Origin of the sequence: Vibrio sp. 10N.222.46.A1 (genome assembly GCF_041473595.1) — a bacterium.
Taxonomy (GTDB): domain Bacteria; phylum Pseudomonadota; class Gammaproteobacteria; order Enterobacterales; family Vibrionaceae; genus Vibrio; species Vibrio tasmaniensis_A.
Genome location: NZ_JBFRSN010000350.1, coordinates 1 through 4,574 on the forward strand (window position 1 = coordinate 1; position 4,574 = coordinate 4,574).

Consider the following 4,574-nt stretch of genomic DNA (forward strand, 5'->3'; position numbering starts at 1 on the left):
GCCATGAGGAGTTTCCTTTCTGTTTGAGTATCACTTTTATGGAGCCGCTTGGCTGTCCCTACCTCAAACAGGGTTCTTCTCTGCAGGGGCGCGAAGCGTTCATTTACCCTTGCAGAGAAGGTTCTGATTTAGGAGGGTCAACAGCCTGCGAGCCCCATCAAATGATGCGAGTCGAAAGGGAAACCGGCACATAAGACACAAGCCCTTACTCGAACTTAATGGATGTCAGTGAAAGGAGTGAGAAGGTACGACGAACGGCAACGAGGAAGAATGACGAGGCGCAGGCGTTCAGGATTGCAGCGATATCCTTTTAGATAGGGACTGTAGAGAGGCACATTCTGAGGCGGCACGCAGTGACACATCAGGGTGATGCCACTCTTAGGCCATAGGTGAAAGATACAAGCAAAAAGCCTTGCCCAAAGGGTAACGCCCAAGTCCACCATAGTTTTTAAGGTAGTGAATTGCTAAATAAAAAAAAGGGGGGGTTCCCCGCAATTATCACAAAAATAAGACGTTCAAAATGCCAACAATACTCAGCCTTACATTTAAGGTGAAGAATTACTGATAGACCAACAAACATATAAAACTCAAATAAATCCTCAGTTTATATATTAGCTGTGAAACGCCTCAGATGTGAGGCGTTTTTGCTCTTAAAAACGACAAAGTCGCTTGGTGATAACAGCGATTAGAGCATTTTCTTCAAATGATAATTGTCCAAAACCTTCACAGGCTGAATTTTTACCCGTGGTACATTCTACCTCAGAAATGCCCCAAAACGTTCTAGAACCCATCTAGATCGTAATAGAACTAGCTAATGTGTAAAGCAAACACATTACTTTGAAAAAACTCCCGTCCGCACCCAAGTATACACATCTCCAAAAGTCATTACTTAGGGAGAGTTGTGATATTCTTATATATGAGCTAAGTTGTTGGTTACAAGTAACTTAAAAAAATCTGGGCTTAGTTTTTTCATGGATATCAAGGATGGTAATATGACTCCAAAGTCAATAATTTTATTTGGACTACTTTTTAGCTCTTTGAGCGTACAATCTGCCACTTATACGGTAACAACAAGTAGTGATCAAGGCATAGGCTCACTTCGAGATTTCATCGAAAAGGCCAATGCTAATCCTGGTTTAGATACTATCGAAATACCGGCTTCATATAATGCACAAGCACCTATCTCGCCTAATTTGGGTGAAGTCCCTTCAGGTCAAACCGACAACCGAATGACAATTACTGATGATATTATCATTCGAGGATTAGGCGATGATTATGTCCACATTAATGACCATCAACGCTGGGTTTCTGATACTGGCTCATTTAATACTGGTTATCCGAATGATCCTAACAATCTGATTCTAAGATCATCTGGTCTTTTATTTGACATTAATCCTCGAAATACCGCAGGGCGCACCATCGATGCCACCATTGAAAATGTGTGGGCAGAACACATGTCAGGTTTTATCTTTTCCGATAACGCTAATGTAACACTCAATAACGTTATCCTATATAGGATAGTGCCTAGGCAAGGAGAGGCATCCATCATGTCTACTCAAGATGGCTTGGTTACAATAAAAGATTCATTTATATTCGAAAATCTTGGTCCAAGATCAGCACCTACCCTTATTTTTAATAGTGATGTTTTTATTGAAAATACGGCTTTTGAATCTAATGGACCATTGGTTGAAAGCACAGCCAGTCATGTTATTCAAGTTAGTCAAGATAGTTCAGGCAGCAGCACAACGGCAGTCATCAAAGATAGTATATTTAAAGGCTTATTTAATTCTACTTTTAGATTTAATGAAGCTGATGCACAAATTATAAATACTTTATTTGATGGAAGGGATGCTAATAGAGGTTGGCCAATCTATGTCAATAAAGGAAAATTGACGCTAACCAATAGTACGCTGTATTACCCGACTATTACTAAAAATGTAGACCCTGCTACTTACAAAGCGACCCATATAGAGTTAATCAATAGTGCTCAGCTTATAGCCAATAACAATCTACTCGTTATAATCGATGGTGCAAATAATGTTGGCTCTGCAATTTATCCAACTGATTGGGACGATACAACTATTTACCCATTATCAGAGAACAACAATAACTTTATTTCGACACCTGGTGTCGATGACACCCCTAATACTGGCCTGTCACTTGCAGGGTGCGTTACAACTAATTGTTTCGTTCCAAACACGCTTTCAATAGCGCTTGTTGATAAAGGCGACGACGCTAAAGCGCTATATGCCGATGGAAGCTCAATCACATCAGATTACCTCAAGCAAACCCGCCCACAGGGGTTGAGTATCGACATTGGCGCATTCGAAAAACATGAATCTCTTTATGCTCACCCAGATAGCTATGAGGTTGATCAAGATACTAAGTTGATTGTATCTAGCCAAGATGGAGTGCTTAAAAATGATACCAATGAAAATTCAGCAGCCGCTACATTAGACCAAGATGCTTTGTATGGAAGTGTCACATTGAATGCAGACGGCAGTTTTGAGTATCAACCTGATGCTGATTATTATGGCAATGATGAATTTTATTATTCAATCAATACGAGCCAAGCAAAAGTATCAATAACAATTCTCTCCACAGGTTGGACTCTTATCCCTAACAATGCTGCGCCAGTTGCTAATAATGATAGCTACTCACTTTACGCAGACAGTATTGATACCATTGTTGCACCAGGTGTGTTGCTTAACGATACAGATGATGCAAATACACAAGCTCCTTTTTATGCAGATTTAACTGCGCGAATCTATAAACAACCAATGTATGGGTCGGTAACACTTAAGGAGACTGGTGAATTCATTTACACGCCTGACGCTGGTTTTATAGGCGATGATAGCTTTGAATATGATGTTACAGATATTGGAACAAGACATAGTTACCCTGCTACCGTTAATCTTCATATTCAAGCCGGTGTTCCTTATGGGGGGAAGGTTATCGCGGGAACCAGCAGTGGTGGTTCTATAGGGTTCTTAAGCACGCTGCTATTGACGATACTCGCACTGTTTAGACATCAAAAGTCACTTGCCGTTAAAGTGGTCGTCCCACTATTGTTAAGTGTTTCTCCTTTCGCTCATTCTGCAGAAGAGAATAACGGAATATATGTAACAGCTAATCCTGGGATTTCATGGTTAGAGCCAGATACTGACCACAACGCGTGGAGTCAGGAAAGTAACAGTCAGTTTTCTTTCGGAAGTAGCTTAGGGTACCAATTTGATAATAACGCGAGTATCCAGTTTACTTATCGTTGGCTAAATAGTGTCGATTTGAAAGCAGAACATACGCAATATAATGATATGACGGTCGATTACCAACATTACAGCTTTAACTTTGTTTATCGAGTTACGCAGCTTTGGGGCGATAAATTCGCCCCGTACTTCAGTTTGGGCTTAGGTTATCTTGATGCAAGTTCGAACCACGCGGAAGATTTCGAGGTGGAGGATAATGTTCACCCCAACATAGGCGTCGGCGTGAATGTATTGGACTTTGGTCAAATTAAGTCAGATCTACAATGGCATCATTTAGCAGGTGATGTTGATACCCTCGAACTCGTGTTTTCTTATTACTTCAAGTAATTCAACTAAGAACAGTGCTTTTAGCTGTTCTTAGCCAGAGCTATCAGTTAGCACCTCTTCATACATAATTTAAGGGTATTACGGTTGCTCCCTGCGATGATTTGGAATTGTTCATCAATTGGGAGCACCCAGTATCTGACCTTTCCAATCAATACAATGCAATGAGTTAAGGGACTTTTACACTTGCATTTATTCATGACTCGCTAACTTAGCAAAGGCATTAACAAGCTTCTGTCCAGAGACGTGTTATGCCGCCATGCTTTGGGACAAGAGCGCCTTAGTGCGACTACTCTAAAACACTTCTGTCCAAAAATGAGTTTCATAAGCATCGTTTAATCAAGCCAGGTGAGTGCCTTATCAAACCCATCTGGCGTTATATTGATGTACCAATCTAGATCCACTTTTTTGCGCATAACCAGTCCACACTCTTCAAGAGCTTTACATGAAACTCGGAAGTTGTTCGGGTGAATATCTCTCCCAAGCACTTGATTGACGGCCAGGTTGATGACGGTTGACTTACCTTCTTTTACTCCTTTGATGAACGCCTTGGCCAAACATCTTAAGACCTCTTTTTGAACCTGGCTCATTCTTGCTCTTTTCATTCTCTCTGCCTCTTAATCATTGCAACAATAATTAAATTAAAATTCTGAAAATTTATTTATTTCATCAAGGGATAGGTTCGTGCTGGCTGCTATATGCTTGCATGTAGAGTCAGTATGAAGCCGACAGAGCGAAGCAACGTCAGTCAGCTCTTTACTCATTTAAAGAACAGCTTTGTTCGCGATTCTAAAGAGAGATATTTTTTCCTAGAACCTTATAGACCGTAGTCCTACTGCACTCTAACTCTTTACTGATCGCATGCTTGTTCATTCCTCGGTCTGCAAGCTCTTGAGTACGCGTATGAAGCGTCTTATTAGGAAATCGGCCAAGATGCCGTCCTTCAGAGGGATTTAGAAGAAGAAAGGGTTCTGTCGCAAACTT

The 4,574-nt window shown here is 40.8% G+C and carries 4 protein-coding genes; 2 read left to right on the forward strand and 2 right to left on the reverse strand.

Annotated features, from left to right (window positions below; translation table 11 throughout):
* Both AB4496_RS11320 and AB4496_RS11325 read left to right on the forward strand, forming a co-directional pair.
* Window positions 1–194: hypothetical protein (locus AB4496_RS11320; protein WP_372130984.1), on the forward strand; the 194-nt coding region annotated here is incomplete at its 5' end.
* A 798-nt stretch (window positions 195–992) separates the two neighbouring features.
* Window positions 993–3,593, forward strand: a complete 2,601-nt coding sequence (locus tag AB4496_RS11325) for an Ig-like domain-containing protein (protein ID WP_102258477.1) — start codon at window positions 993–995, stop codon at window positions 3,591–3,593.
* A gap of 332 nt (window positions 3,594–3,925) precedes the next feature.
* Here the strand turns inward: AB4496_RS11325 and AB4496_RS11330 are convergent, their stop codons facing one another.
* Together AB4496_RS11330 and AB4496_RS11335 are read right to left on the reverse strand one after the other, a co-directional pair.
* Window positions 3,926–4,195, reverse strand: coding sequence for a hypothetical protein (locus AB4496_RS11330; protein WP_048666177.1), 270 nt, complete (start codon window positions 4,193–4,195; stop codon window positions 3,926–3,928).
* 184 nt (window positions 4,196–4,379) lie between these two features.
* Window positions 4,380–4,574: helix-turn-helix domain-containing protein (locus tag AB4496_RS11335; RefSeq protein WP_157936410.1), on the reverse strand; the 195-nt coding region annotated here is incomplete at its 5' end.

What these genes read in the sequence shown, in the direction of transcription:
- AB4496_RS11325 (WP_102258477.1), top strand. Translation starts at nt 993, where the DNA reads ATGACTCCAAAGTCAATAATTTTATTTGGACTACTTTTTAGCTCTTTG.
- AB4496_RS11330 (WP_048666177.1), bottom strand. Translation starts at nt 4,195, where the DNA reads ATGAAAAGAGCAAGAATGAGCCAGGTTCAAAAAGAGGTCTTAAGATGT.